Here is a 24,065-nt window from a genome sequence, read left to right as displayed (position 1 = left end):
ACGATGATATCAAATTTTCTAAAGCGGCAAGGCTACATTGATTGGGCTTTAAGCTCGACGCCCATCGGAAACTACGAATTCCCTCATCCATAAAACATGCCCAAACTACAGGCATGACAGAAAGTACCGCCAATCAACTCCTTCGTTTTGCCATGTGTCTCGCCTATCGAAGCGTTAATGCTCCGAGCGACGAGCTCGTCATGAGCTTGTACGGGTGGTTGATTCACACTCATTTAGCTTCAAACAAAACGGTGCATTAATGAGTTCGCCATTCAAAAATACAAAACCAATAAGGACCTTCCAACTTGAAGTGGTAGGTTTATGGCGGCGTCGGCGGCTAAAGTGGTAGGTTCGTGGCGGTGTACGCTGTTTTAGTTATTTTTACGCAACGTTCACACGAATTTTGAGCCATTTCCTGTACATTCCGATTGTCGCCTCGCATTCGGTTCGATAGACTAAAACCATCCCATAAAGAAATTTTCTAAACACGCTTTCCCTCTCTTGTTGAGACCTATCATGATTTGCTGGCGTAACCTCATTGTTGACATAGACACCTACACCGAGACGGTGATAGGGGTCATGGCGCGCGGGGACGTGAACCCAGAGTAGTTTTCTGTCGAGCACGTAAAAGCCCCGCCATCGAGCGGGGCTTTTACGTTTGAAGCGCCCGCGTCATCCAGAAAATCGTTAAGGAGCTTCTCATGGCCCACATTCACCGATGGCGCAGCGTTTGTCGCTCACTCGGCCCCACGCCTAATCGCTAGCCCGGATCAGTCGGGGCGGCTATTAAAGTTGCCCCCCTTTTTACCTTACTTTTTTGATCGGAGAACATCATGTCCGAGGCTCGTGCTCGTCTGGACGCTTTGCCCACTATCTATCCACGCCTCTTTCCCAAAGGCCCTCTGACCTGGGGCTTTGAGATTGGCGACGGCTGGAGCTCTCTTATCGCCGCGCTCTGCGCGCGCCTGGACACGGTCCTGCAAGAAGCGCCTGGCGCCTCAATGGAAGTTCGACAAGTCAAAGAGAAATTTGGCGGCTTGCGCTTTTATTACGAGCTTCATGGCGCAGACGACGAAACGGCCGCAGCGCTGCGAGAAGCGGTCGACTTGGCCGTGGCCACCTGCGCCCACGTCTGCGAACGCTGTGGACGCCACAGCGCCGTAGAGGACAAAGGCGGCTGGTTAAGCACCCTATGCTCTGCGTGCCGTACCGACCCACCATAACGAATAACGGATGGAAAGCACCATCATGAACCACGATGAATTTACGGCCCATTTGGCCCAATTTCTAGATGCCGAAACCTGCGCGCGTATCCTAGGCGAGGATGCGCCGGCTGCGAACCTGCCCGATGCACCATTGAAGAATTTCTATGGCGATGATTTTTTGACACTCCTTTATCGCAGCAAGGAGCCCTGCGCGCATCCCTTGATCCCGATCAAACGGTTCCTCGCAGTGGTGGCCGATCTCCACGAGGCGCGCCACGTTCGCGCAGCCGCCGCCGTGGCACTAGGACGGTTCGTGCAGGACCGTTTCCCCAACGGCCACGGCGTGGCCGGTAGCAGCCAACCGCGCGAATGGTTTCACCTGGCGCGCCAGCTCAATAGCGTCGTGGGCGCCCTGGCACTGGCTAATGTGCTCTTGGCGCGGCGAGATCAAAAGATCGAGTTCAATCTCGAAGAGGACCCCTTGCCCCGTTTAGTGGAACCCGATAGGCCGGCTTCGCGCCTGTTCTCCGGGGTCGGCCAGGAGGTCGCGCACGCGTGGTACCTAGGCGCACGCGTAACGCTACGCCACGTGCAACGCGGTTTTACCGACTGGGGGCCCGAAGCGTTTGGGTGCGCCTTGGCCTGTGTGGTCAATTACCTGACGTTTTTGCCCACCCCACGTATGTCCGAGTCCGTTTCACCCATCGCGCAACGCCGTGAGGCGCTCGCCTGGATGAAACCGCTCTGGAACCGCCTGATCCAGGCCGCGTCCCTGCACGCGAGGGATCCCGAGGCTTATCGCATGGCGTTGATCGAGCAACAGCTCGCGGTCTATGTGCGCCTGGACGATCTGGAGCAGAATCGGGTTCCGCCCAGCACAAAGCCCGTGCCAGCGCGTTCGGTGCAGCCAGGCCAGGACCAGGTGGTGATCGTGCGCGGCGTCATCCCCAACTCCAGCGAGCGGGCCGAGTCCGAGTACCTCAAACAGTACGAGGTCTTGCGCAAGCCCATGGCGTTCACCACGTTTCCCGCTCTGGCGAAGCTCTACGACCTGCGAGCGACGCTCACAGACGAATTCCCGTGGGCGGAGGAGGCGATCGCGGTGGTCATGAGCGATCTGATCGCCCGCCGGCGTTACGGCGTGGTACGTCTAGGCATGGCTCCGGTCCTGCTCGTAGGCCCTCCGGGGACGGGTAAGACGCGGTTCGCGCAGCGCTTGAGCGATTTACTCGGAACACCCAACACTGTCATCAACCTGGCGGGCGCGACCGACACCAAGGTCCTGAAAGGCGTCACCCGCGGGTGGGCGAGCAATCGTGCTTCGCGCATGGTCGAGTTTATCCAGCAAACAAAGATCGCCAACCCGCTCTTTATTCTGGATGAGGTGGATAAAGCGCATGCGGCGTACGGCAACGGAGGTGACCCCCAGGAGGCTCTGCTGGATTTGCTCGAACCCGGCAACGCCCGGAGGTATCAGGATATTTACCTGATGACCGAGTGCGATCTGTCGCATTGCCTGTATATCGCCACCAGCAATTCGCTAAGCGCCCTGGTCAAGCCCTTACTGTCTCGGCTGCGACCCGTGTTCTTTCCAGCGCCTGGACCGGAGCACGCCGAGGTGATCGTGAAGGGTCTCCTGGGCGACCTAGAACGGTCCTGGGCTTTGCCGGCCGGTGTCCTGACCGTCACGCCACGCCAATTGGCGTTGCTGCGCGGCCTGGCTCCACGCGAGATGCGCCGCGCCTTGCTCGATCTCTTTGGGCGCGATGCCGATGAGCTGCTGTACACGTTGCATTAACCCGCACCGGCCTGTCTACTCAGGGCAGGCCGGCGTATTCCGAGAAAGAAAGGACCATCATGACAGCTTTACATCAACGCCTGCCGGCCAATACGGTCGGGCGCGACTTTATCGTTGGAGATATGCACGGGTGCCTGGACCTGTTTCAGGCGCAGTTGGATCGTATTGGCTTTGATCCGACTAAGGATCGCATCTTCTCCGTGGGGGATCTGGCCGATCGTGGGCCAGACTCCATGGGGTGCCTGCGGCTGCTGCGTGAACCGTGGTTTCATGCGGTGCGGGGGAACCACGAGGACATGCTGCTCGACTATGTCTATTCGGTGGCCCCGCCCTATGGCTACAACGAGGCGCCGGCGCTGTTCTTTCACAATGGCGGACGTTGGGTGCTTGACCTGAGCGAGTCTGAACAGGCGGAGTTACGGGGTGATCTGCTGGCTCGGGTGGCTAAGCTTCCCTACGTCAAGACTGTGGGCGAGGGACGAACGCAGTTCCATGTGGCGCATGCGGAGCTGATGACGGGTCGGGTAGATGAATCCAATACCTGGTACAACCGGATCGAGGGTGAGGAAAGACTGCCACCGAAACGGGTGTTGACGGACGCCATGATCAATAACGCGGTGCTCGCGAAAATGATCGAACCGCTCACCTGGGGCCGACGGCTGGTGGGGGAGGTCAAGTCGGCGCAATCGACAGAAAAGGATACCTCCGCAGGCACGCTGCTGGTGAGCCACCGGCCTAGGCATGCCGGGCTGTCCTTGACCTACGTGGGCCACACGCCGCTGAAAAAGATGGTGCTACATGCCTCGCACCTGTTCATTGACCGTGGAGCTTATGCGCGCAAGCCCACCACCTGCTTATTGGTGCTCTGCCACGAGGAGGTCCAACAGTGGCTTGAACCATGGGAGCATGATGATGAGCCTTGACGATCTGAACTTAAACGGTAACTTGGGTAAAACGACGAAAAGAGCGACGCCATGATCTATTTCCTGGGTGATGTACACGGGCGCATTGACCATGTGCTGCCCGCGATCAGGCCGCGAGACGATGCGACGGCGACCGTGGTCTTTCTGGGTGACATCGAGGCGCAGCACCCCTTTGAAGAAGAGATTCGTCCGCTCACCGAGGCGGGCATCGGCGTGTGGTTCATCCATGGTAATCATGATACGGATCGTCAGCGCAGTTGGGACCATCTACAGGGTTCCTGGCACCGCTGCCTGGACGGACGCGTGGTTCAGATCGAAGGGGTGCAGGTGGCCGGGCTGGGCGGCATCTTCCGAGGTGAGGTCTGGTATCCGGACGGCGTGTCCGCGACCCATCAAAAACCGGCGGTGCGACGCTACGGGGACTATCTTGCCAGGTTGAAAGCCTCAACACCGCCCCGGCTTCGCGACTCCGCCAAAGTCACAGGGAAAGCGTTGAAGCATTTGTCCACGATTTTTCCGGAGGTGGTCGATCGGCTCGCTGACCAAGAGGCGGATATTCTTGTGACCCATGAAGCGCCGTCCTGTCATCCGCACGGGTTTCCGGCCATGGATTTGCTGGCACAGGTGATGGGGGTGAAGGCGGTGTTTCATGGCCATCACCATGATAGCCGGGACTATGGGGCCTGGGAGGCAAAGATGGGGTTCCGTACTTACGGTGTCGGTTTGCGTGGGATAACCGATATGAAAGGGGAGCGGGTCGTGGCGGGGGAATTGGATGGCGCGCGACGTTATTGAAAACCTTGTCGCATGAGTTAAAAGGAATCCGTCCGAGTCGAAACGGTGAATTTAAAGGCGACTGAGGCTGTCGACTCAATGCTAAGCGCCTCGTCCAATAAGGTGTCCTCCTGTATGAGTCCTCTCGCCGCCTCCCTGGGAGGCGTCAAAGCCATCGTCTTCGATGTTTACGGCACGCTGGTCGAGATTCAAGACCGGCGCCGCCCCTATGCCCAGCTCCTGCAGTGGCTCGCCCGCGCGGGTCGCGCGCCTCGCCACGATGATGCGGCCCAAGTGATGTGCTATTTGACGGAACTGGCAGGGACGGCGCAACGGTTTGGCATGACGTTGCCCACACCCGTACTCGCTTCGCTCAAACAAGACCTTTTCGCGGAGCTGGCCAGCGTGACGCTGTACCCGGACGCGCGCCGCGCGCTCATCGCACTGCATGAGACGGGTATCCAGATCGCCGTGTGCTCGAACCTGGCGGCGCCCTACGCTATCCCTGTGTTAGAACTCCTGCCGTTTGGGCTCGATGCCTATGTGTGGAGCTTTAACGTGGGTACCATCAAACCGGATCCCGCCATGTACCGTGCCGTCTGCCAGTCATTGCGCTGCGCGCCTGCGGATATTCTGTTCGTGGGCGATACGGTCGAAGACGATTATGTCGGGCCGCGCGCCATCGGCATGCGTGCGCGACACCTGGTGCGTGGCGGGCCCGCCAGGGTGAAAGACACCATTCGGTCGCTCGATGAGCTCATCGCTGCGTAACCAATTCGACTTGCTGTAGTACTCGCGTGAATGCAGCACGCCCAGCTTACGATTGAATAGATAGGCAAGGCCAGAATTAAAAAGCACCTGAATAAAATCGGGGCCGCCAGCAACGCAATAATCATCGATTGCACAATAATGGCGTTGCCTTGAAACGCAACCATCATGATGGCATCGTTGAGTGCGACTTGCCACAGCGTGAAATACGGGTCGCCTTTACAGGGCGGGCTCCATACATAACATACCTGAGTTCTTCACGACAAGAAAAGCTCTATGACAAGAGACAATGGGAACATGCAAGCCGACGCCCTGAGCATAAATGGGCTGTGCCTTTTGGCTCTAACGGTACAAGCAGCGTGAACTCTTACTAGTGCGGATCTTAATAGGACTTTCTCTGGTGCATGAAAAAAATTGCAAGAGCACTGGACGCCATCATAAAGCTTACGAAAATGTAATGCGTATGTTCGATGTTTGTCACCATGGGCACCGTAGAATATTTACGTCCTTTCAGCCAAATGGCCCAATGTGAATTGAGCTAGCTCGGTGAGCAAGGAAGCGACGTCATCCGGTTTTTGGAGTAAGAATTATGCGTAGCTCAAAAATTCTTTTAGTAACGGCCTTCCTACTCTCCGCGGCCGCCACGGCTGCGGGTGCTCAACAGGTACGCCAGTCCGTGCACGCTGGCCAGGAAATCGAGCCAAGCGTTACTACCGCCTACGGAGAACCTAAAACAAGCGCGGAGGTTCATGCTGACCTGGCGCTCTGGAAGCGCGCGGGGCTGGATAAGTTCTGGCGGCACCGCGGCGGCCCGGACACGTTCCGTCCCGAATACAAAGCTGCGTATGCAGAATATGTCCGCTTGCGTTGGGGATCCGAATATCAACAAGAAGTGCAGCGGCAGTCTGCGAAATAGGTAGAGTCGATATAACCTTTCCCTACGAGGGGGTGGGTGACCGCCACCGCGCACGGCTGATTGACGTCAGCGTGCGCGGTATTTTTTTGTGCACTCGGTAGAGTGCACATCCTCACTTGAGGATACCGGGCAACTAACAGTTGGTCTTTTATTTAGTACGTTATTTAGGAAGCACGATCTCGAACATCATGTTTCCGCTCTCATTTTTTGCGGTAATCGTGCCGCCATGTGCGTCAATGATCGATTTCACAATCGCCAGGCCCAAGCCCGCCCCTTCTCCTTTGCGTTGGCGCGAGGGGTCGGCGCGGTAAAATCGATCAAACAACCTTGGTAGATGGTCAGGATTGATCACCAATCCTGGATTTTCGACACGAATAATGACTCTGTCGTGGGCACTTTCTTCAAGGGAAATCGTTATCGCTTGCCCCGAAGGGGTGTAGCGAATCGCGTTAGATAATAGGTTGCTGAGCGCGCGGCGGATCATCAACCTATCGCCCTGAATGCATATGGCTGGACCTTTGCGTATCAATGAAACGGCTCTTTCTTCGGCCCATGCTTCGAAGTAATCAAAGAGCGCCTGCACCTCCGTGACCAGGTCCACGCTGACCAGTTCCGGTTTGAGCTGATTGTTATCGGCCTGAGCCAAAAACAGCATATCGCCGACCATTTTGGCCATACGCTCGTATTCTTCCAGATTCGAATACAGGATTTCTCGATACTGTTCAAGATTGCGCGACTGCGAGAGCACTACTTCGGTCTGCGTCTTCAGGTTCGTTATGGGCGTACGCAGCTCATGAGCGATATCGGCCGAGAAATTGGACAGCCGTCGAAATACATTTTCAATGCGATCAAGCATGTCGTTAAATGACACGGCCAGCTCAGTCAATTCCACAGGAACGGTCCGGGGGTCAAGTCGTATATGCAATTGGTCCGATTTGATTCGACGTATTTCTCGGCTGATGCGGCGTAGGGGCGCATGGCCTTGATATACCGCAAGCCATGTCGCCAGAATGGCAAGGAGGCAAGCGGCGAAGGTAATAAGCTTCAGGGTACTGTGAAAGCTCTCAAGATAGTGCAAATGGAAATTGATGCCGGTGGCTATCGCTAAGTTCAAGGGCTTGTTGTCCGAGGAGCCATTTTGTCTTATCTGCACAATAGCCCCTCTATAGGTCTGCCCCTTATCCTGCCAGATTCTCACTGAGTCGATATCGACCTTATTCACAGGCGACGCCAAGCGCGCAAAACTATCGAGGTCCGAGCCGGGCGTTGCGTAAAGCACATTCCCTTCAGCGTCGGAGATCCGAAACTGCGCCGCATGATGGCCCGATACCGCACTGGCCAATCGGAGTTTCAACGCGGCTAGGTCTATGCCATTGGGCCGCCCGGAAAGCGACTGCTCCACGGACTGCACAACGGCATTCAGCTCATCGACATCTTGCTGAGCAAAGTGAGTATTGATAGATCGTTCAACGACCCATCCAAATGAAAGCAGTACAACGGTTATGACCACTCCGATGGAGACCGTCAGGCGCAGGGCCAGAGATGCGGGGCGGCGCGCCACGGGTCAGCTCACGCTGCTGACATCGAGCATATAACCCATGCCACGCACCGTATGAATAAGCTTGGGCTCAAAGGTGTCGTCGATTTTGGCGCGCAGGCGCCGAATCGCGACATCAATAACGTTGGTATCGCTGTCGAAATTCATATCCCATACTTGTGAAGCAATGAGCGAACGCGGCAACACCTCGCCTTGGCGACGCACCAAAAGCTCCAAGAGCGCAAATTCTTTGTTTGTCAGGTTAATCCGCACCTCTTTTCGTATTGCCCGTCGACGCGGGATATCCAGAACAAGGTCAGCCACTTGCAATTGATCAATTAAGACTGAAGTGGCTCCCCGACGCAGGAGCGTACGCACCCGTGCGAGCAGTTCCGAGAAGGCAAAGGGTTTGATCAAGTAATCATCGGCGCCGAGCTCCAGACCCTTAACGCGATCTTCCACGCTATCGCGTGCCGTCAGAAACAAGACTGGAGTGGACGATTTTGCTTCGCGCAACGCTTGCACAATACGCCAACCGTCAACGTCCGGTAGCATGACATCCAGGATGATCAAATCATAGGATTCTGTCAGCGCGAGGTGATGCCCATCCAGACCTGTGCGGGCCAGATCGACCACAAAGCCCGATTCCATCAGGCCTTGTCGCACATATTCGCCGGTTTTTATCTCATCTTCGACGACGAGCAGTTTCATGGATCGCTCCTGCGAATTTCTTCTGTTTTTGTGGGAGAGGACACCTGCCGATCAAGCACGATCAGCACACACCGTGGAACTCTACCTGCATCACACTGACACAAGCATGACGTATTGATTACAAAATTGTAATGCACCCATGGCGGACAAATTGTCCTTGAGCGCTACGAGATAGAGCGCGCCCAGTTTTAAATGGAAAGTGTGGCGGATGGCATCGGGGTTGGGGTGATGGAAAGCTGATTTGTTGTGCCTAATAATCGGCCCACCCCAACCGAATGAGCCACTTTGGAGGTACTCCTGCCTCATGAACAATCTCTATCCTGTTCTGATGCTGTTACGCCCGCCACGGCTTGTGACCACTGCGCGGTATCGTGCCTCGAAGAGCAAGATGTAAAAAAATAGGATGTAGCCCGTTTAACGGTTTCTGCTAGCCCTTAAGATTTGAGCACAGGGGTATACCCAACTTCTCGGATAGCACGTTCGATAACATCTGAGCTGGATACCCCATCGATCCGAACCCAATGAGTGGAAAGATCAATGTCAACGCAGGCTGTGGGTGCGGTTTCTTTAACGACGCGCGTAATGGTGTCCACACAATGGCCACAGGTCATGTCTTTCACTTCGAACTCAATCATTGCATCTCCCTAGGCAACACCGCACAACAATACTGTAAACCTTCCTGCTATGACAATGTCAAGCCGGCCCGATGTCGCATTTACCGGCTTTTTCTGCAATACGATCGAATTCTTACGCGGGGTAAGGTTGGCGGCCACTATTTCTAGTTTCGCTTCGTAACGAGAAGTTGCTTGGCCGCCGTTAAAGCGTGGCACCTACATGACAAAGATGTATGAGGGCGTAATCGGGTTGACAGAAAAGGCTCGCTACAGTGTATTAGCCACCGCTCATTCCTAGTTGCCCGGGGGATCTGAAGGCGGCTTACCTACCCGAGGAAACGATGATGAAGACGAGCCTTGGCCTTGGTGTTGTCATCGCCGTGGCGTACGCGACCTTGCCCGTTGCGCGTGAATGGATTGCCGTCAGCGCTCCGTTCTTGTTCTTTCTGATGTGCCCGTTGATGATGGCTTTCATGATGAAAGCCATGCCGTCGTGCGAGAAAGAGCTCAGTGTCGAAAAGGATAAAACCTATAAAACACCCTCCAAGCCATTGTATGGTCCAAGCAGACACTAGCTCCACATTACAAAATTGTAATTCCGGCATCATCGAACCGACATGAGCACGTCGTTAAAGTGCTGGTCATTGACCTGATTAATGTTGCGGCCACTGTACGTGGTCGTTTTTTAGACTCTTCTGATTCTAGGATACGCTCACGTGAACCGTCCGCTTCCGCCTTCTCTAGCTCTGCCTCTATTGCCCCGTCGCCGATTCGTTCAAGGACTCGCGGCCGGTGGGGTTCTGCTGGGCTTGTCGCCCTTTGCCCGCACGGCTTGGGCTCAGTCGAGCAATTCCCGAACGGGTACGCCGGCGGTGCTCTCGGGGACTGAATTCAATCTTGAAATTGGGGAGTCGCCGGTGAATTTTACCGGTAACCCACGAATGGCCACCACCATCAACGGATCGCTTCCGGGGCCCACCTTACGCTGGCGTGAAGGCGATACGGTCACCATACGCGTCACAAACCGGCTAAAAGAAGCAACCTCGATCCACTGGCACGGCATCATTTTGCCCTTTCAGATGGACGGTGTACCGGGTATCAGTTTTCCTGGCATTGCCCCGGGGAAAACGTTCACCTACCGCTTCAAGGTCGAGCAAAACGGCACGTATTGGTACCACTCGCATTCAGGCATGCAAGAAGCGACGGGCATGATAGGCGCGATTGTGATTGAGCCCGCCCAAAGCGACCCGGTTCGCGCTGATCGTGAGTATGTGGTTCAGCTCTCGGACTGGACCGATGAAGACCCCATGCGCGTGCTGGCCAAGCTGAAAATGCAGGGGGATTACTACAACTACAACCAGCCGACCGTGGTGGATTTCTTCCAGGATGCATCCCGCAATGGCGTCAAAGCGGCGATCGATAAGCGCAAGATGTGGAACGAGATGCGCATGAGCCCGACCGATCTGAACGATTTATCGTCCAATGTGCTCACGTACTTAATGAATGGCACGACGCCCGCCGGCAACTGGACCGGGCTCTTTCGCGCAGGCGAGCGCGTGCGCCTGCGTTTCATTAACGGGGCGGCGAACACCTTTTACGACATACGTATTCCCGGTCTGAAATTGACAGTTGTCCAAGCCGACGGACAGAACATCGAGCCTGTGACTGTGGATGAATTTCGCTTCGGGCCAGGAGAGACGTATGACGTTATCGTCGAGCCCAAAGACGACGCCTACACCCTCTTCGCGCAGTCCATGGATCGCACCGGGTATGCCCGCGGCACCTTGGCAATGCGAGCGGGGGTTGTAGCGGCGGTACCCCATGTGGATAAGCCCGAGTGGCTTTCCATGGCTGACATGATGGGCGCCATGGGTGGCGGCATGGCGGGGATGGCAGGCATGGATCACGGCGGTTCGGATCAGCCTGCCATGGCGGGAATGAATCATGGGGCAATGGCCGGCATGAGCGCAGGCAGTATGGCGGGCATGAACCACGGATCGATGGCAGGCATGAATCACGCCAACATGGCGGGTATGGACCATAGCGCCATGAGTAAGGACAAAGCAAGCACTAAGGTGCGCCATGCGAAGACCGAGTACGGTCCGAGCACCGATATGCACGTCGATATGCCGCGCACCAATCTGGATGACCCCGGCATTGGGCTGCGCAACAACGGCCGGCACGTGCTCACTTTGGCCGATTTGCACACTCTTGGCGGGCCGATGGATCCGCGCGGAGCCGAGCGCGAAATTGAGCTGCATCTTACCGGCAATATGGAGCGCTATACCTGGTCGTTCGATGGGGTGGAGTTTGGTCAATCCACCCCCGTGCATTTTCGCTATGGCGAGCGGGTGAGGGTCATTTTGCACAACGACACCATGATGACGCACCCCATGCATCTGCATGGCATGTGGAGCGAACTGGAAACGCCCGACGGCGCCTTCCAGGCACGCCGCCACACGATCCCCGTGCAACCCGCGCAACGCATCAGCTTTCTCGTGACCGCCGACGCATTGGGCCGTTGGGCCTGGCATTGCCACCTTATGCTCCATATGGACATGGGCATGTTCCGTGAAGTGGTGGTGGCATGAACGCAACCCACGACAAGAAGAGAATCCTGGCCATGAATAGACGTTTAAAGAAGAAATTCCTTGTGGTCGCTATCGCTACGGCGGGTTTCACGCCAATTTTTTCCTACGCCCAAGCGTATAACGCACATAGCGGCCATGTGGCCACACCAGCCAGTCCGACCACGGATGGAGCCAGCATGCCCGGCATGGATCACAGCAAAATGAATATGCCGGGCATGGACCATGGTGCCATGAACACAAAAAGCCCGAGTGAGACATCCAGCGCCATGCCAGGCATGAATCACGGGGAAAGCCAGGCAAAACCCTCGGCCAAAAAGCCCGACATGGGGGCCATGAGCCAAGGTAGCGGTGAAATGGACCATGGCGCCATGCAGATGCAAGGCGGATCGGCGCCGCCCGATGCGCGCGACCCCAACGCTTATTCCGACGGCTACACCCTGGATGCGGGTAAGTATTCGCTGGGCTCCGCACAGCGCCTACGCATGTCAGACGAGCACAATTTCGCGTCCGTGCTGGTGGATCGACTGGAGTACGTCAGAGGAGCACGGGGTAATGAATGGATGGCCTATGAGGGGCAAGCCTGGTTTGGCGGCACCTACAATCGGGCGGTATTGAAGGCCGAAGGCGAAGTGGCGAGGGGCAAGTTGCTGGATTCCCGAACAGAGTTGTTATGGGGGCATGCCATCTCGACGTTTTGGGATAGCCAGTTGGGTGTGCGCTTTGACCACGGGATTGGGCCGAATCGAGGATGGCTGGCTTTCGGCGTTCAGGGCCTGGCCCCCTACTGGTTCAATGTCGATGCCACGGCGTATGTCGGCAACAATGGTCGAACCGCCCTGCGCCTGAGCACAGAATATGACTTACTGCTCACGCAACGACTGATTCTGCAACCCAGGGTGGAAGTCAATTTTTACGGCAAGCGCGATGAGGCGCGGGAAATCGGCAGTGGCCTATCGGATGCCACGGCCGGTCTACGCTTGAAGTATGAGGTCACGCGCCAGTTTGTGCCGTATATCGGCGTGGAATGGGCCGGCAAGTTTGGCCAAACGGCGAATTTTGCTCGCGCTTCAGGCGAACGCCCCACCGAAACCCGGTTCGTTGCGGGCGTGAGCTTTCGGTTTTAAAGGTTTTACCCGAAAGGGTCGCACTCGACCCTCCTGATCTATTCACTCGAATAAGGGATTCTTATGAAGAAAGCATTGTCCATACTGTTATTGAGCACCTTGCCCGCTCTGGCTTTGGCCGCCGGTGGCCACACCGGAGGTCATGATATGAAATCCATGCCCGGCCATGACATGTCCAGTATGAAAAAAGCCGATGTGGCCATCGGACAACCTGGCAATGCGGCCAAGGTCACTCGTACCATTGAACTCGTCTTGGACGATACCATGCGTTTCACCCCAGGCCAAATCAATGTCAAGCCGGGCGAGACGGTCCGGTTTCTGGTTAAAAATGCCGGCAAGATTCCTCATGAAATGATGATCGGCACGACGGCCGAACTGAAGGAACATGCGGAGATGATGCGCAAGATGCCTGGGATGAAGCATGCCGAATCCAATATGATTACGCTTAATCCCGGCCAAAAAGGCGGTATGGTTTGGCAGTTCCCCCAAACAGGAACGGTGGACTTTGCCTGCCTGGTCCCGGGACATATGGAAGCCGGCATGGTCGGTCAGGTAAAAATAATAGGGTGACGCCACATAGCGGCGCTGTCCAAGGAACTGTTAATCCATTTCGCGAGGGTTGCCCAGCCGCCGCAAGAGTGAATCCATCGCGGGATGGCAGCGCCGCTTATCAAGATTTACGGCTAGGGCTGTTGCCACGGTCGATGCACGCCCTCCTGAACCCACCAGAGGCCATCTCGGCGACGAAAGGTAAGGTGTGCTCCAACACCATCCGAATATTTCTTACATGATATGTACACGATGTTAAAAACACCCCTTCTTATCATCGCTTGCCTTGTGGCAAATACCGCCGTGGCCTCGGAGGTGAGCCTGGTCTCTATCATTGAGGGTCCCGTCCGCGTGCTCGGCAACTACCCTCATAAAGTGCCCTCTCGGCGGGAGAGCTTGCAGAAGATGTTTCTTAAAACACCGCTTAGCGAACGTGTAAAAATCAACTCGGCTTTCGGTTACCGATTGCATCCGGTATCGGGCCAGTGGACAGGCCATCAAGGCATTGATTACGCGGCACCCAAGGGGACACCCATCAGAGCGACCGCACCCGGGAAGATCGCTTTTATTGGCGTTCAAAACGGGTACGGGAAAGTTATTTTCGTAGACCATGGCAATGCCTATTCCACTGTCTATGCACATCAAAGCCGATTCAAGAAGGGTCTGAAGCAAGGCGCCGACGTAGAAAAAGGCCAAATCATTGGGTATGTCGGTTCCACCGGGACGTCAACAGGCCCTCATTTGCACTATGAGCTGCGAATCAATGATCAGCCGGTGGATCCCATGCCGGCAAAACGACTATTGGCCTCCTACGTCCAAGAGTGAGCCCATATAGGTACTGTCCGGACAAGGGTAGCCTACTCCTTGCCTTTATCATGCGATTCAATACACAAGGATGGCTTCAATGGCAATGGCTCTGAAAAAGAAAGTAGCGGTCGTCGGCCTGGTCAGCCTTTTGGTACTTGGTGTCGGCACGCTTATATACGGATCCTTCATGAATTCAGGGGCGGCTTATGTTGATCCCTCCGACCAAAGGCTTGTAACCCATGGCAAGAAAATCTACGCCAACAACTGTGCCGCCTGCCATGGCGCGAAGCTGGAGGGCCAGCCGGACTGGCGGATACGTCAGCCTAATGGACGCTTGCCCGCGCCACCGCACGATGAGACGGGACACACCTGGCATCATCCGGACGCTGTTTTGATTGACATCATTAAAAATGGTCTCGTGCCCGGTGTGACGGCCCCACCTGGATACGTCAGCGATATGCCGGCCTATGGCAAGTCGTTGACCGACCAGGACATCCAGGCCGTGCTGGCTTATATCAAGAGTTCCTGGCCCAAACAGGCGCTGGACGCCCAGAAGGAAATCACGCAGCAACCACCGCAGTAATGGCTTGGCCCGCAGGGCCCTTTATCTCGTCTTGGGCAACCGTAGCGTATTCGTCACGACCGAGGCGGAGCTTAAGCTCATCGCGAGCGCGGCAAGCATGGGCGAGAGCAGCAACCCGGTAAACGGAAACAACGCACCGGCTAGTCAGCGCAGACGCCGTCGTATCGGCGCTGGCAGTAAGATTACACGACTGTAATTAATATGAGGATTGGCTCATCAGCGTGACGAAAATGTAATCGGGGTGTCCTCTAACTGTTGGGAGCGATTCGTTAAAGTATCTCCATCGACAACCTTTTGCGATGCGCAAGGTCGGCAACACATCGCCGGTTTGTTGTTTTTATTTAATAGATGGAGTTCGTATGAAAACTATAGTGAGTGCATTGATGATTTCTCTTTCGCTAATCGCTGGCGCGGCACAAGCCGCCCATGTGGATGCGCCATCAACTAAAACCCGAGCGCAGGTTATCGCTGAATTGCAAGAGGCGAGCGCTCAGGGCCTTTTAAGCCGTGGTGAGTTGGATTATCCGCCGGCTCTGAAGACCTCCAACTCCAAGACTCGCCAAGACGTGCGGGCCGAGCTGGCCGACGCTCGCATGGCAGGCACATTAAGCCGCGGCGAGGGGGATTACCCATCCGAGACTCCTTCCTCTAGCCCCAAGACTCGCGCAGAGGTGCAGGCCGAACTTGTCGCCTATAACGCCGAAGGCCATGGGCCGACTCCAAACTAAACATCGAATAAAACAAAAGGGCCGACCTACCGAGATTAACCCCCTCGCCTAATGGAAATGATAACGTCATCGGGCGTTATCATTATTTAGATATCTGTCGCAGACAGTGACACAGCTTCTCTTTGTTTTCAGGATGTACAACCTAGCCATTGCTATTTCTGGCCCCTCTTGTACCGACCTTGCCCCAGTGCCCACTGATTGCTGATTTTAGTGTTGCCCTGAACACTATTATTTTCGCGTTTGGCGCTAGTAAGCTACGACTGACCAAGTCAGCACGGAGGTAGTACTCCCATGTGGTGCAATCCTTGTGCCACCTCATTTTCCAAGCCTCAATCAATGACCGCCTTTCCTTCGTGTGAATGACACGAGCATTCATGGCCATCGGCGGCCTGCGTTAAATTGCGCATAATTCCGCATTCACTCGTTTTCCGATTGGCGTGACACGTATCCCGTAGCGCGCGCAACTGCTGCTCCAGCACGCGTAGCGCCGCAATCTGCTCGTGAGTGCGGTCAATATGTCTGTCGATTAAGTGATTGATTTCATCGCAGGCCAGCTCAGGGTTGGCTTGAAAACTGCGTAGCGTACGCACCTCGGGCAAGCCCATGCCCAGCGAGCGGCAATGGAGAATAAAGTTGAGCTCGACCAAGTTGGCCTCGGCATAGCGACGATAGCCGTTCGAATCGCGTTCGGGCGCGTCGAGCAACCCTTCACGCTCATAAAAGCGCACGGTTTCTATATTGCAGCCACTGCGTTGCGCCAATTCCCCAATTTTCATAATGCGTCCCTAAACTGCGCTTGACCCTGTAGTAGGTACAGACTATTAAATGATGACATACTTTTGACGGTACGGCGTAATGAATCAAAGCGACAAACAAAACACGGCATTTCACCCACACTCTGAACATCGCGATGCCTGTTGCGCCAGGGATATGAAAACCGGTCATCCGACGGCTGCCAATCAGGCCATTGCGCCACCCGAAGGCGCGCGTTGTGTGCGTTATCGCATCGATAAAATGGACTGTCCGACTGAGGAACGTTTAATTCGCAACAGGCTGGAACCCATGGCGGGCGTTGTCGGGCTTGATTTCAATCTACTTGATCGGGAACTGACCGTCCACCACCAGCTTGACGATATACAAGCCATCACCACGGCGCTGGACAGTTTGGATATGGCCCCTAGCCTGCTTGGCGCAAGCACTCCATCCTCCCCTATTTCCCCTGCCCTGGCGACTCACCAGAAATGGCTGCTGGCTATCGCCGGAGCCGCTGCGATAAGCGCTGAAGTTGTCGCCTGGACCACCGGACAGGAGACGTCCTGGCCGGTAGCGGCCTTGGCCGCCATATCCATTATGAGTGCTGGCCTGCCGACGCTAAAAAAGGGCTGGATCGCGATCAAGAATCTGACCCTTAATATTTACTTTCTGATGTCGCTGGCGGTGATCGGCGCCGTCATCATCGGAAAATGGCCGGAAGCCGCAATGGTCGTGTTCCTCTTCGCTGTGGCCGAAGCGGTCGAAGCCCTATCGCTGGAACGGGCGCGCCATGCCATCAAATCCCTAACAGCCCTGGCCCCGGAAACGGCTGAAGTAAAGACCGATACGGGTTGGTTGGAACAACCGGTGGCTCGTATAGAAGTAGGCACCCGCATTCGCGTTCGTACCGGCTCTCGAGTGCCGCTGGACGCTCGTGTAGATTCCGGCCATGCGGCCCTCAATCAAGCGCCTATAACGGGAGAAAGCCTGCCGGTGGACAAGCAAGCGGGTGACCTGCTTTATGCCGGAAGCATCGTCACCGATGGCGTTGTCGAAGCGACTGTTTCGGCGTTGGCCAGCCACAGCACCTTGGCGCGCATCGCTACCGCCATTCAGCAGGCTCAGTCACAGCGCGCTCCCACCCAGCGTTTCGTCGATCAATTTGCCCGCTTCTACACTCCCGCCGTGGTGGTGTTTGCGGTAGCTGTGGCCATCTTTGGCCCGCTGCTTTTCAATGGGACATGGAGCGCCTGGTTCTACGAAGCGCTTGTGCTGCTCGTTATTGCCTGCCCCTGTGCCCTGGTCGTGTCGACGCCTGTCACGGTGGTCAGCGGCTTGGCAGCGGCGGCCAAGCACGGAATCCTGATCAAGGGCGGCGTCTTTCTGGAAAGCGGCCGTCTGCTGAAAGCCATGGCGCTCGATAAGACGGGCACCCTGACGCAAGGCAAACCCGTACTCACCGACGCTAATCCGTTTGGCGACATGCCGATTGAACAAGCCCTATTGATCGCCGCCAGCCTGGACGATCACAGCACGCACCCCGTTGCACAAGCCTTGGTCGCAGGATGGCGGGAAAAACAGCCGGATGCCCAGCTCCTACCCGTTGAAAAATTCGATGTGCTCAATGGCCGTGGCGTTACAGGCAGCGTCCACGGCCAAACATGGCACCTTGGCAATCATCGCCTGGTTGAAGAGGTGGGGGTTTGTTCTCCCGAGCTGGAAGCCCGTTTGGCAGCCCTGGAAAATGCCGGAAAAACAGCCATCGTCTTATTCCACCACGCCGGGCCCGTGGCCGTATTTGCCGTGGCCGACACCGTTCGCTCCGAGAGTGTTCAAGCCGTGGCCGCTCTTAAAGCCCTACGCGTTCATGCAACCATGCTGACCGGAGACAACCCAACGACCGCGCGGGCCATTGCCGATCAGTTGGGAATCGAGGATGCCCACGGCAATTTGATGCCACACGACAAGCAAACCGCCATCGCCCGGCTAAAAAGCGACTACGGGATGGTCGGCATGGTGGGCGATGGGGTGAACGATGCTCCGGCCTTGGCGCGTTCCGATATCGGCTTTGCGATGGGCGCCGCCGGTACAGCCACGGCATTGGAAACCGCTGACGTGGCCATTATGGACGACGATCCGCGCAAAATTGCGGACTTCATCAGCCTGAGCCGGCAGACCGGGACGGTACTCAAGCAAAATATTTCGTTGGCGATTGGGATCAAGGCTATCTTCCTCGTGCTTGCATTAAGCGCCAATGCGACCTTATGGATGGCCGTATTCGCGGATATGGGTGCGAGCTTATTGGTGGTGTTTAACGGGTTGCGTTTGCTCAATTACTTCTCGAAGAGGGTGCCCCAATCCATGTCGACCTCTGTTTAAGCCTTTGCTTCATACCATTGCTGCGAACGGTTCACAATACTGACCACTAGCAACATGACGGGTACTTCAATCAGAACACCCACAACCGTGGCCAAGGCCGCCCCGGACTGAAAGCCGAACAGACTAATGGCGGTCGCGACAGCCAATTCAAAAAAATTGGACGCGCCAATCAGGCTCGATGGGCCCGCGACGCAGTGCGGCACGCCCAACTTGCGATTAAACAGGTAGGCCACGCCAGAATTAAAAAACACCTGGATCAGAATTGGCACCGCCAGGAGCGCAATAACCAGTGGCTGCGCAATAATGGCCTCCCCCTGGAAAGCAAAGAGCAAGACCAGGGTTAGCAGCAATGCCGCCATAGAATAGGGGCCGAGGTTTGAGACGGTTCGCTCGAAGGTGGCTTGACCCTTAGCCAAGAGCGCCTTGCGTATCCATTGGGCCAGGACAACGGGTACGATAATGTACAAGCCAACGGAGGTAATCAACGTATCCCAAGGCACGGATATGGAAGCCAATCCCAGCAACAACGCCACCAGCGGCGCAAACGCGACGGTCATGATGGCATCGTTGAGGGCGACTTGCGACAGCGTGAAATACGGATCGCCTTTGCAGAGCTGGCTCCATACGAAAACCATGGCGGTACAGGGTGCTGCCGCCAGCAATATCAAGCCGGCAATATAACTATCAATTTGATCAGCCGGGAGCCAGCCCGCAAACAAATGCCGAATGAACAGCCACGCTAAAAATGCCATAGAAAAGGGTTTGACCAGCCAGTTGATGCCAAGGGTGACGCCAATGCCACGCCATTGGCTCTTGACCCGCGCCAGTGCGCTGAAGTCAATTTTGATAAGCATCGGGATAATCATCACCCAAATCAAAAGGCCAACGGGAATATTGACCCGGGAAATCTCAAAGCGGGCGATGCCCTGGAAGGCCGCAGGGAAAGCCTGGCCTAATAGGATGCCGGCCACAATGCAAAGGGCCACCCAAACGGTTAGATAGCGTTCAAAGAAACCCATAGTCGGGGCAACTGGGTCGGCCAGGGTCGCGATAGAAGATGAAGTCATTACCTATTCCATGTAAAGATGCAGCGGCCAGGCTGTCGCCGATCGAAGCCTAGCCTCGCGTAGCCGTGGCTAGCTATATCACGACTATAGTGGGGTCACCAATTTTTCTGATTTCCTGTCCGATAGCGGCTTTATCCAGCAGGTGAAAGGGCAAGCTGACAAACGCATGTAGTCGTGTTGCGATTTGCCTGAATACCTTGTCAAACGCGGCACGTTTTTCTTCGTCAGTACCTTCCACGGCTGCGGGGTCTTGAAAAGACCAATGGGCCGAGGTGGGGTGACCGGGCCAGATGGGACACGCTTCGCCCGCCGCGTTATCGCAGACGGTAATAATAAAGTCCATGTGCGGCGCATCGGACCAGGCAAATTCGTCCCAGCTTTTGCTGCGCAGGCTATCCACGGGATAGCCGGTCTTTTGCACCTTTTTAATGGCAAAGGGATTAACCGTTCCGCCTGGTTGGCTGCCGGCGCTATAGCCTTTGAACCTGCCATTGCTCAATGTGGTGACCTGGGCCTCTGCCATGATGCTACGCGCTGAGTTCCCCGTGCACAGAAACAGGACGTTGTACGTTTTTTCAGCCATTGCAAGCCCTTGGTTTAGCAGCAGCTTGTGGTTGAAGCGGATGAGCTGGAAGGCGTGCAACAGGTAGCGGCAGCCGCCTTAGCCGGCGACTTGGCGACCGGAATACAACACGCGACGCTATCGGTTTTGTCTTTTCGCGGTTCGCCAAAGACCGGAATGGTGCCGAGCGTTTGGAAGGTCTCCCAAGCGATGCCCGAAGGGTCCGTCACCCAGTATTTATCGGATTTCGCGTAGCAACAAGCCACCCCTTCGTCCTTTTCAACGCCAGGCTGCAAGGATTCCAGGCGCGACTGCATCTCTCCCAATTCGCTGGCCGACTCGACCTGAACACCCAAGTGGTTTACCCCCAGCGCTGCCCCTCGTTGAGAAATGGCAAAGTTGACGCGGGGATCGTCGAGCATCCATTTAACATAGTCGTCTTTGACCACCAACGGCTCGACGGCAAACATGCCTGAATAGAACTTGATGCTTTCGACGAGACTGTCAACGGAAACATGCACGTGCAAGCGCTTCATGATGAAACTCCTTCGTTAGAACACTGAGGAAGACAAACCGGCGTGCAAGGATTTCCGCCGCAGCAGTTTTCGGTCAGAAAACCCAATACGCCATTCATCGTTTCAAAATTTACGGAATAGATAAGCGAACGCCCTTCCCTCACTTGCCGTATCAGCTTGGCGTAGGTCAATTCCTTTAAGTGAAAGGACAACGAAGACGGAGCCAGCTCCAAAGCCTCGGCAATTTTGGTTGCCGCCAAGCCTTGCGGCCCGGCTTGCACGAGTAGCCGGAACACCGCCAGGCGGGATTCTTGCGCGAGGGCCGACAAGGCAGTGATGACGTTCATAGTTTCCATAGTTCGATAATATTGGAATATTGAAATAAATACAAGAAGAAATTCTCCAAATGTCACAGGCCGCCCTTCAGAAACGGAAAATAAGACACGCTCAATCCTCGGCTACCCTGCTCCGGAGCTGGAAATGGCTTTCTCCCCTTGGAGCGACGCAATCAGAGGACAGGACACATTGCCTTTGCGCGCATGGCAGGCATGCACAAGCTCGGACAGAACGGTTTCCATACGCGACAGGTCAACCATTTTTTCGCGTACGTCCTGGAGCTTGTGTTCGGCCAGGAGGCTGGCTTCGTCGCAGTGGGCGCCATCGTCCAATTTAAGTAGTTCGGCGATTTCATCCAGGCTAAAGCCTAGTCGCTGAGCGGATTTCACAAACCGCACCCGCGTCACGTCCACCGTACCATACCGGCGGATACTGCCGTAAGGCTTGTCCGGCTCCGGCAACAAGCCCTTGCGTTGGTAGAACCGGATGGTCTCCACATTGACCCCGGCGGCTTTGGCAAAGGTACCGATGGTCAGTTTTTCAAAGCTGGTTTGCATACCGCTTGACTCCGTACATAACTACGGAAGTAAGGTTACGCCATCCACTCTAGGATCAAAAGGACAAATACATGTCGGAATCCAATAATGGGCGTGGCGCCCTCTTCACCGGCGGGCTGGCGGCCCTCCTTGCCTCCACGTGCTGCCTGGGGCCCCTGGTTCTGGTCGCCCTGGGGTTCAGCGGGGCCTGGATCGGAAATTTAACCGTGTTGGAACCCTACCGCCCAATCTTCATCGGCGTGGCATTGATGGCGATGTTTTTCGCCTGGCGACGCATTTTTCGGCCGGCACAGGCGTGCAAGCCGGGCGAGACCTGCGCAATCCCGCAGGTCCGATCCGCTTACAAGCTCATCTTCTGGATCGTTACCGCATTGATCCTGGTTGCAGTCGGTTTCCCCTATGTGCTGCCATTTTTCTACTAATCGGGAGTTTGCCATGAACAAATTGTTTGTCTCGCTTGCCCTTGCCGTCGTCGCTGCTCCCGTGTGGGCCGCTACCCAGACCATCACGCTATCGGTGCCGGGCATGACCTGTGCCGCTTGCCCTCTCACGGTCAAGGCCGCACTCTCCAAAGTCGAAGGCGTAAGCAAGACCACCGTGGTTTTTGACAAGCGTGAAGCCACGGTGACCTTTGACAATGCCAAGACGAGTGCCCAGGCGTTGATGCGGGCAACCGGCAACGCTGGCTATCCATCCACACTCAAGAACTAATCATGCAAAATCCCAAAACACTAATACGGACCGCCACCACGGCACTGAGTTATCGGGCCGTTTGCGACGGGATTGCTACCCAACGGGACTCGCTTGAGGCGGCTGCAAATGAGCGAAATGGGCGCCGCTTGCATATCGCTGTCATTGGTAGTGGCGGTGCCGCCATGGCGGCGGTGTTGAAGGCCGTCGAGCAAGGCGCAAAGGTCACGCTAATCGAGGGCGGTGCCCTCGGCGGCACGTGCGTCAATGTGGGCTGTGTACCGTCCAAGATTATGATCCGCGCCGCCCATATCGCCCATCTGCGCCGGGAAAGCCCATTCGACGACGGCATTGCAATGACCGCACCCGAGATTAACCGCAGCAAATTGCTGGCCCAGCAGCAGGCCCGCGTCGATGAATTGCGCCATTCCAAATACGAAAGCATTCTGGACGGCAATTCGGCCATTAGTGTGTTGCATGGCGAAGCCATCTTCAAGGACGACCAGAGCCTCGTCGTTCGCCTGAATGACGGCGGCGAGTGCGTCGTGGCATTCGATCGTTGCCTGGTGGCCACGGGCGCCAGGCCGGCTGTTCCACCCATCGCCGGATTGGAAGATACACCGTACTGGACCTCTACCGAAGCCCTGGTCAGCGACACCCTTCCCGAACGCTTGGCCGTGATCGGCTCATCGGTAGTGGCCGTGGAGCTGGCGCAAGCCTTTGCCCGGCTGGGCAGCCAGGTCACGATCCTGGCGCGTAGCACGCTACTCACCCGAGAGGACCCGGCCATCGGCCGGGCCATCGCAACAGTTTTCCGCGCCGAAGGAATCGAAGTGCTGGAACACACGCAAGCCAGCCACGTCGCCCATGCGGAGCGTGAATTCGTGCTCACCACGGAACACAGTGAAGTTCGTGCCGACAAGCTCTTGGTTGCCACCGGCCGTACGCCCAACACACGCGGCCTGAACCTCGAAGCGGCGGGTGTCCACATCAACAGACAAGGGGAGATCGTCATCGACCAGGGAATGCGCACGAGCAGCCCGAGCATCTATGCCGCCGGCGACTGCACCGACCAGCCGCAATTCGTCTATGTGGCTGCGGCCGCCGGCACCCGCGCGGCGATCAACATGACAGGTGGGAACGCGGCCCTTGATCTCACTGCGATGCCAGCGGTCGTATTCACTGACCCGCAGATTGCTACCGTAGGCGTCAGCGAGGCGCAAGCGCATCGCGACGGGATCGAGACCGACAGCCGCCTGCTCACGCTGGATAACGTCCCGCGTGCGCTTGCCAATTTCGACACGCGCGGCTTCATCAAGCTGGTCGTCGAGGCGCGTTCAGGTCGTCTGATCGGCGTACAGGCGGTGGCCCCGGAAGCGGGCGAATTGATCCAGACGGCCGTTCTCGCCATCCGCGCGCGGATGGCCGTGCAGGAGCTGGCCGATCAATTGTTCCCGTACCTGACGATGGTCGAGGGACTAAAGCTCGCCGCACAGACCTTCTTTAAGGACGTCAAGCAACTTTCCTGCTGTGCTGGCTAAAAAAAGGACGTGGTTCGGTAAGTACTTATACGGTTTC

Annotated in this window: 25 protein-coding genes and 2 pseudogenes; 17 read left to right on the top strand and 10 right to left on the bottom strand. The window is 56.2% G+C overall.

Annotated features, from left to right (window positions below):
* Positions 1–833: 833 nt before the first annotated feature.
* The 5 genes from EDC26_RS11220 to EDC26_RS11200 all read left to right on the top strand — a co-directional run bounded on the left by EDC26_RS11220 (position 834) and on the right by EDC26_RS11200 (position 5,471).
* Entirely contained in the window at positions 834–1,223 is a 390-nt protein-coding gene (locus EDC26_RS11220) for a hypothetical protein (RefSeq protein WP_132582577.1), read from the top strand.
* Positions 1,224–1,248: 25 nt separating this feature from the next.
* Positions 1,249–3,003, top strand: a complete 1,755-nt coding sequence (locus tag EDC26_RS11215; protein WP_165931001.1) for an AAA family ATPase — start codon at positions 1,249–1,251, stop codon at positions 3,001–3,003.
* 59 nt (positions 3,004–3,062) lie between these two features.
* Positions 3,063–3,926 carry a metallophosphoesterase gene (locus EDC26_RS11210; RefSeq protein ID WP_132582575.1) on the top strand — a complete coding sequence of 288 codons (864 nt, stop codon included), beginning with the start codon at positions 3,063–3,065 and terminating at the stop codon, positions 3,924–3,926.
* A 51-nt stretch (positions 3,927–3,977) separates the two neighbouring features.
* Positions 3,978–4,721 carry a metallophosphoesterase family protein gene (locus EDC26_RS11205; protein WP_132582574.1) on the top strand — a complete coding sequence of 248 codons (744 nt, stop codon included), beginning with the start codon at positions 3,978–3,980 and terminating at the stop codon, positions 4,719–4,721.
* Positions 4,722–4,835: 114 nt separating this feature from the next.
* On the top strand, positions 4,836–5,471 hold the full coding sequence (locus tag EDC26_RS11200) for an HAD family hydrolase (RefSeq protein ID WP_165931000.1): 636 nt from the start codon (positions 4,836–4,838) through the stop codon (positions 5,469–5,471).
* Between the two features lie 30 nt (positions 5,472–5,501).
* Here the strand turns inward: EDC26_RS11200 and EDC26_RS20395 are convergent.
* A pseudogene (locus EDC26_RS20395) lies at positions 5,502–5,722 on the bottom strand (hypothetical protein); the annotation flags it as partial.
* Positions 5,723–6,057: 335 nt separating this feature from the next.
* Between EDC26_RS20395 and EDC26_RS11190 the strand changes: the two are divergent.
* Positions 6,058–6,384, top strand: a complete 327-nt coding sequence (locus EDC26_RS11190; protein WP_132582572.1) for a DUF4148 domain-containing protein — start codon at positions 6,058–6,060, stop codon at positions 6,382–6,384.
* A 160-nt stretch (positions 6,385–6,544) separates the two neighbouring features.
* On the opposite strand, the gene EDC26_RS11185 is transcribed toward EDC26_RS11190, so the two are convergent.
* The 3 genes from EDC26_RS11185 to EDC26_RS11175 all read right to left on the bottom strand — a co-directional run bounded on the left by EDC26_RS11185 (position 6,545) and on the right by EDC26_RS11175 (position 9,267).
* The gene (locus tag EDC26_RS11185) at positions 6,545–7,945 is read right to left on the bottom strand and encodes a Cu(+)/Ag(+) sensor histidine kinase (protein WP_132582571.1); all 1,401 of its coding nucleotides are present in this window, start codon (positions 7,943–7,945) and stop codon (positions 6,545–6,547) included.
* Positions 7,946–7,948: 3 nt separating this feature from the next.
* Entirely contained in the window at positions 7,949–8,632 is a 684-nt protein-coding gene (locus EDC26_RS11180) for a heavy metal response regulator transcription factor (protein ID WP_132582570.1), read from the bottom strand.
* A 434-nt stretch (positions 8,633–9,066) separates the two neighbouring features.
* The gene (locus tag EDC26_RS11175) at positions 9,067–9,267 is read right to left on the bottom strand and encodes a heavy-metal-associated domain-containing protein (RefSeq protein ID WP_132582568.1); all 201 of its coding nucleotides are present in this window, start codon (positions 9,265–9,267) and stop codon (positions 9,067–9,069) included.
* Between the two features lie 320 nt (positions 9,268–9,587).
* Here EDC26_RS11175 and EDC26_RS11170 point away from each other — a divergent pair, with 320 nt between their 5' ends.
* From EDC26_RS11170 to EDC26_RS11140, 7 genes are all read left to right on the top strand, one after another.
* Positions 9,588–9,821: a DUF2933 domain-containing protein gene (locus EDC26_RS11170; protein ID WP_132582566.1), complete on the top strand. Its 234-nt coding sequence runs from the start codon at positions 9,588–9,590 to the stop codon at positions 9,819–9,821.
* Between the two features lie 141 nt (positions 9,822–9,962).
* Entirely contained in the window at positions 9,963–11,837 is a 1,875-nt protein-coding gene (locus tag EDC26_RS11165; RefSeq protein WP_132582564.1) for a copper resistance system multicopper oxidase, read from the top strand.
* Positions 11,834–12,961 carry a copper resistance protein B gene (locus EDC26_RS11160; protein WP_243700882.1) on the top strand — a complete coding sequence of 376 codons (1,128 nt, stop codon included), beginning with the start codon at positions 11,834–11,836 and terminating at the stop codon, positions 12,959–12,961. Before EDC26_RS11165 ends, EDC26_RS11160 begins: the two co-directional genes overlap by 4 nt.
* 63 nt (positions 12,962–13,024) lie before the next feature.
* Positions 13,025–13,531, top strand: a complete 507-nt coding sequence (locus EDC26_RS11155) for a cupredoxin domain-containing protein (protein ID WP_132582560.1) — start codon at positions 13,025–13,027, stop codon at positions 13,529–13,531.
* 231 nt (positions 13,532–13,762) lie between these two features.
* Entirely contained in the window at positions 13,763–14,335 is a 573-nt protein-coding gene (locus tag EDC26_RS11150; protein ID WP_243700881.1) for a M23 family metallopeptidase, read from the top strand.
* A gap of 79 nt (positions 14,336–14,414) precedes the next feature.
* On the top strand, positions 14,415–14,900 hold the full coding sequence (locus EDC26_RS11145; RefSeq protein WP_132582556.1) for a c-type cytochrome: 486 nt from the start codon (positions 14,415–14,417) through the stop codon (positions 14,898–14,900).
* 359 nt (positions 14,901–15,259) lie between these two features.
* On the top strand, positions 15,260–15,628 hold the full coding sequence (locus EDC26_RS11140; protein ID WP_243700880.1) for a DUF4148 domain-containing protein: 369 nt from the start codon (positions 15,260–15,262) through the stop codon (positions 15,626–15,628).
* A 329-nt stretch (positions 15,629–15,957) separates the two neighbouring features.
* Here EDC26_RS11140 and EDC26_RS11135 read toward each other — a convergent pair whose 3' ends face one another.
* Positions 15,958–16,404, bottom strand: coding sequence for a Cd(II)/Pb(II)-responsive transcriptional regulator (locus EDC26_RS11135; RefSeq protein WP_132582552.1), 447 nt, complete (start codon positions 16,402–16,404; stop codon positions 15,958–15,960).
* A 79-nt stretch (positions 16,405–16,483) separates the two neighbouring features.
* On the opposite strand from EDC26_RS11135, the gene EDC26_RS11130 reads away from it, so the two are divergent.
* Positions 16,484–18,760 (top strand): heavy metal translocating P-type ATPase, encoded by a 2,277-nt coding sequence (locus EDC26_RS11130; protein WP_132582550.1) that lies wholly within the window; start codon positions 16,484–16,486, stop codon positions 18,758–18,760.
* Here EDC26_RS11130 and arsB read toward each other — a convergent pair.
* From arsB to merR, 5 genes are all read right to left on the bottom strand, one after another.
* Positions 18,757–19,827 carry an ACR3 family arsenite efflux transporter gene (gene arsB, locus EDC26_RS11125; RefSeq protein ID WP_132582548.1) on the bottom strand — a complete coding sequence of 357 codons (1,071 nt, stop codon included), beginning with the start codon at positions 19,825–19,827 and terminating at the stop codon, positions 18,757–18,759. The genes EDC26_RS11130 and arsB overlap by 4 nt on opposite strands.
* 73 nt (positions 19,828–19,900) lie before the next feature.
* Positions 19,901–20,410 carry an arsenate reductase ArsC gene (locus EDC26_RS11120; protein ID WP_132582546.1) on the bottom strand — a complete coding sequence of 170 codons (510 nt, stop codon included), beginning with the start codon at positions 20,408–20,410 and terminating at the stop codon, positions 19,901–19,903.
* 14 nt (positions 20,411–20,424) lie between these two features.
* Positions 20,425–20,925: an ArsI/CadI family heavy metal resistance metalloenzyme gene (locus EDC26_RS11115; RefSeq protein WP_132582544.1), complete on the bottom strand. Its 501-nt coding sequence runs from the start codon at positions 20,923–20,925 to the stop codon at positions 20,425–20,427.
* Positions 20,922–21,260 (bottom strand): ArsR/SmtB family transcription factor, encoded by a 339-nt coding sequence (locus EDC26_RS11110; RefSeq protein ID WP_132582542.1) that lies wholly within the window; start codon positions 21,258–21,260, stop codon positions 20,922–20,924. The genes EDC26_RS11115 and EDC26_RS11110 overlap by 4 nt, the downstream gene beginning before the upstream one ends.
* Positions 21,261–21,362: 102 nt before the next feature.
* Positions 21,363–21,797, bottom strand: a complete 435-nt coding sequence (gene merR / locus EDC26_RS11105; protein WP_132582540.1) for an Hg(II)-responsive transcriptional regulator — start codon at positions 21,795–21,797, stop codon at positions 21,363–21,365.
* Between the two features lie 71 nt (positions 21,798–21,868).
* On the opposite strand from merR, the gene merT reads away from it, so the two are divergent.
* The 3 genes and pseudogenes from merT to merA form a co-directional block, all read left to right on the top strand.
* Positions 21,869–22,219 (top strand): mercuric ion transporter MerT, encoded by a 351-nt coding sequence (merT, locus tag EDC26_RS11100; RefSeq protein ID WP_132582538.1) that lies wholly within the window; start codon positions 21,869–21,871, stop codon positions 22,217–22,219.
* A gap of 13 nt (positions 22,220–22,232) precedes the next feature.
* Positions 22,233–22,508: a mercury resistance system periplasmic binding protein MerP gene (gene merP / locus EDC26_RS11095; RefSeq protein WP_132582536.1), complete on the top strand. Its 276-nt coding sequence runs from the start codon at positions 22,233–22,235 to the stop codon at positions 22,506–22,508.
* 125 nt (positions 22,509–22,633) lie between these two features.
* A pseudogene (gene merA, locus EDC26_RS11090) lies at positions 22,634–24,028 on the top strand (mercury(II) reductase); the annotation flags it as partial.
* Positions 24,029–24,065: the final 37 nt, after the last annotated feature.

Source organism: Paralcaligenes ureilyticus (genome assembly GCF_004346225.1).
Classification (GTDB): Bacteria; Pseudomonadota; Gammaproteobacteria; order Burkholderiales; family Burkholderiaceae_B; genus Paralcaligenes; species Paralcaligenes ureilyticus.
Note: the sequence above shows the minus strand (reverse complement) of the source record. Positions and strands in the feature narration are given on the sequence as shown.

Bases quoted from the DNA above. Each gene is read 5' to 3' on its own strand.
- EDC26_RS11210 (WP_132582575.1), top strand. From the start codon at position 3,063: ATGACAGCTTTACATCAACGCCTGCCGGCCAATACGGTCGGGCGCGAC.
- EDC26_RS11180 (WP_132582570.1), bottom strand. From the start codon at position 8,632: ATGAAACTGCTCGTCGTCGAAGATGAGATAAAAACCGGCGAATATGTG.
- EDC26_RS11205 (WP_132582574.1), top strand. From the start codon at position 3,978: ATGATCTATTTCCTGGGTGATGTACACGGGCGCATTGACCATGTGCTG.
- merP (WP_132582536.1), top strand. From the start codon at position 22,233: ATGAACAAATTGTTTGTCTCGCTTGCCCTTGCCGTCGTCGCTGCTCCC.
- merT (WP_132582538.1), top strand. From the start codon at position 21,869: ATGTCGGAATCCAATAATGGGCGTGGCGCCCTCTTCACCGGCGGGCTG.
- EDC26_RS11120 (WP_132582546.1), bottom strand. From the start codon at position 20,410: ATGGCTGAAAAAACGTACAACGTCCTGTTTCTGTGCACGGGGAACTCA.
- EDC26_RS11130 (WP_132582550.1), top strand. From the start codon at position 16,484: ATGAATCAAAGCGACAAACAAAACACGGCATTTCACCCACACTCTGAA.
- EDC26_RS11110 (WP_132582542.1), bottom strand. From the start codon at position 21,260: ATGGAAACTATGAACGTCATCACTGCCTTGTCGGCCCTCGCGCAAGAA.
- EDC26_RS11115 (WP_132582544.1), bottom strand. From the start codon at position 20,925: ATGAAGCGCTTGCACGTGCATGTTTCCGTTGACAGTCTCGTCGAAAGC.
- EDC26_RS11135 (WP_132582552.1), bottom strand. From the start codon at position 16,404: ATGAAAATTGGGGAATTGGCGCAACGCAGTGGCTGCAATATAGAAACC.
- EDC26_RS11160 (WP_243700882.1), top strand. From the start codon at position 11,834: ATGAACGCAACCCACGACAAGAAGAGAATCCTGGCCATGAATAGACGT.
- EDC26_RS11170 (WP_132582566.1), top strand. From the start codon at position 9,588: ATGATGAAGACGAGCCTTGGCCTTGGTGTTGTCATCGCCGTGGCGTAC.
- EDC26_RS11150 (WP_243700881.1), top strand. From the start codon at position 13,763: ATGTTAAAAACACCCCTTCTTATCATCGCTTGCCTTGTGGCAAATACC.
- EDC26_RS11200 (WP_165931000.1), top strand. From the start codon at position 4,836: ATGAGTCCTCTCGCCGCCTCCCTGGGAGGCGTCAAAGCCATCGTCTTC.
- EDC26_RS11145 (WP_132582556.1), top strand. From the start codon at position 14,415: ATGGCAATGGCTCTGAAAAAGAAAGTAGCGGTCGTCGGCCTGGTCAGC.
- EDC26_RS11140 (WP_243700880.1), top strand. From the start codon at position 15,260: ATGAAAACTATAGTGAGTGCATTGATGATTTCTCTTTCGCTAATCGCT.
- EDC26_RS11190 (WP_132582572.1), top strand. From the start codon at position 6,058: ATGCGTAGCTCAAAAATTCTTTTAGTAACGGCCTTCCTACTCTCCGCG.
- EDC26_RS11215 (WP_165931001.1), top strand. From the start codon at position 1,249: ATGAACCACGATGAATTTACGGCCCATTTGGCCCAATTTCTAGATGCC.
- EDC26_RS11155 (WP_132582560.1), top strand. From the start codon at position 13,025: ATGAAGAAAGCATTGTCCATACTGTTATTGAGCACCTTGCCCGCTCTG.
- arsB (WP_132582548.1), bottom strand. From the start codon at position 19,827: ATGACTTCATCTTCTATCGCGACCCTGGCCGACCCAGTTGCCCCGACT.
- merR (WP_132582540.1), bottom strand. From the start codon at position 21,797: ATGCAAACCAGCTTTGAAAAACTGACCATCGGTACCTTTGCCAAAGCC.
- EDC26_RS11175 (WP_132582568.1), bottom strand. From the start codon at position 9,267: ATGATTGAGTTCGAAGTGAAAGACATGACCTGTGGCCATTGTGTGGAC.
- EDC26_RS11220 (WP_132582577.1), top strand. From the start codon at position 834: ATGTCCGAGGCTCGTGCTCGTCTGGACGCTTTGCCCACTATCTATCCA.